Here is a 2325-nt window from a genome sequence, read left to right as displayed (position 1 = left end):
CAGTCCAACCGCCCCGACACACCCGACACATAGTTCGTCAACGCCTCCTGGGTCACCGCGACACCCTTGGGCGCCCCGGACGACCCCGAGGTGTACATCACATACGCCACAGCCCCACCAACCGGCGCCACCACCGGAACCGGCCCCTCAGGCAGATCATCCAGGCGCATCACCGGCACGACAGCGGTCATGTCCCGATCGGTCAGCAACACACCCGCACCACTGTCGGCAAGCAGAAACTCGACCCGCTCGTCCGGCAACGCCGGATCGACCGGCAGATACGCCGCCCCCGCCTGCCAGACCCCGAGAATCGCCGCGATCATCTCCACCCCACGCGGCAGACACAGACCCACCACCGACTCGACACCCACACCCCGCCCCGCAAGAGCCCGAGCGATCCGACCAGCCCGCTCATCCAGAGCCGCGTACGACAACTCCACCCCATCGGCCACCACCGCGACCCAGTCCGGTTGCTCGGCCGCCCGCGACCGGAACATCTCCCCGACCGTCACAGCCGCCGTCGGTTCCGAGGTGTCGTTCCACCGGAGCAGGAGCAGGTCGCGCTCCGCCGGGTCGAGCACCGACACCCGCTGCACCTGTGTGGCCGGCTCGGCGGTGACCGCGGCGAGCACCCGGCCGTACATCGCGATCAGCCGCTCCACCGTGGCCTGGTCGAACAGGTCGGCCGCGGCCACCACGGAGCCGACCATCCCGGCCGCGGCGCCATCGGCGTCGACGGTCTCGCCGATCGAGAGCCAGAAGTCGTAGCGCGCCGGCATCGCCACCATCCGGTCGATGGTCGCCCCGGCACCGCCGGCCCGTACCTCGCCCAGTTCCAGCGAGCCACGCTCGGTGTTCTGCAGGGTCAGCATCACCTGGAACAGGGGATGACGACCCAATGCCCGCTGCGGTGCCAGTTCCTCGACGAGCCGCTCGAACGGCACGTCCTGGTTGGCCAGCGCCTCCAGGGTGGTGTCCCGCACCCGGGCGAGGAGCTGCCGGAACTCCGGCTCTCCGGACAGGTCGGTACGGATCACCAGGTTGTTGACGAAGAACCCGACCAGATCATCAAGAGCTTCATCGGTACGGCCGGCGACCGGCGACCCGATCGGGATGTCGGTGCCGGCCCCCAACCGGAAGAAGAGCACGGCGAGCGCGGCCTGCAACACCATGAACGGGGTGACACCCTCGGTCCGGGCCAGCTCGACCAGCCTCGCGTGCACCTCCGCCGGCACACGCCACTGGAGGCTGTGGCCCCGGTGGCTGGCGACCGCGGGACGAGGATGGTCGTGCGGCAGGGCCAGCTCGGCCGGTATTCCGGCAAGTGCCCGCCGCCAGTACGCCACCTGCTTCGACAGCAGGCTCTCTGGATCGGAATCCGCACCGAGCAGCCGCCGCTGCCAGAGCACATAGTCGGCGTACTGCACCGGTAGCGGCTCCCACCTGGCCTCCGCACCGCGCCGCTGCGCCTCGTACGCGAGCGACATGTCCCGCAGGAGCGGGCTCATCGACCAGCCGTCGCTGACGATGTGGTGGGTCACCAGCACCAGCAGACGCTCATCGGGACCCGCCTCGAACAGCCACGCCCGGAACGGCGGCTCGGCGGAGAGGTCGAACGTGTACCGGGTCGCCCGTTCCAGCGCACCGGCAAGTTCGTCGAGTTCGATCCGGACGACGTCGAGACGCCAATCAAGGTCCTCCACCGCCAGAATCCGCTGGTAAGGCTCGTCGTCCGCTACCGCGAACGTGGTGCGCAGCGCCTCGTGCCGGGCGATCACATCCCGCAGCGCCGCTTCGAGCGCGGGCACGTCCACATCACCGGAAAGCCGGGTCATGGCGGGCACGTTGTAGGTCGGGCTGGGTCCTTCCATCTGATCGACGAACCACAGCCGGCGCTGCGCGAACGACAGTGGCACCCGTCCGGGCCGCCCCTCCGCCCGCAGGGCCGGCCTGCCGTCCGCGGCACCGACGAGGGCGGCGGCCAGCGCGGCCGGGGTAGGCGCCTCGAAGATCATGCGCAGCGGCAGCTCCAAGCCGAGGACGGTGCGGATCCGGGACACCAGCCGCGCCGCGAGCAGGGAGTGCCCGCCCAGCGCGAAGAAGCTGTCGTCACCGCCGACCGCCGGGACGTTGAGCACCTGCGCGAACACCGAACGCAGCAGTTCCTCCTGCACGGTGGCCGGTGCCCGGCCGTCCCCGGTGGTGTGGTCGGGTGTGGGTAGGGCGGTCCGGTCGAGTTTGCCGTTGACCGTCAACGGCAGGCTTGGCAGGGACACGAACGTGGTCGGGACCATGTAGTCCGGGAGCCGTTGGCCGAGGAACGTC

Annotated in this window: 1 protein-coding gene; it reads right to left on the bottom strand. The window is 70.2% G+C overall.

The genetic code is table 11. The features are described from left to right. A partial coding sequence (locus tag I0C86_RS40360) for a condensation domain-containing protein (RefSeq protein ID WP_196206593.1) occupies positions 1–2276 on the bottom strand: 2276 nt, incomplete at its 3' end. Positions 2277–2325 lie beyond the last annotated feature (49 nt).

It is taken from the genome of Plantactinospora alkalitolerans (genome assembly GCF_015690345.1).
GTDB classification, from domain to species: Bacteria; Actinomycetota; Actinomycetes; order Mycobacteriales; family Micromonosporaceae; genus Plantactinospora; species Plantactinospora alkalitolerans.
The sequence above is the reverse complement of the archived record's forward strand: the minus strand, read 5'-3'. Positions and strand labels throughout refer to the sequence as shown.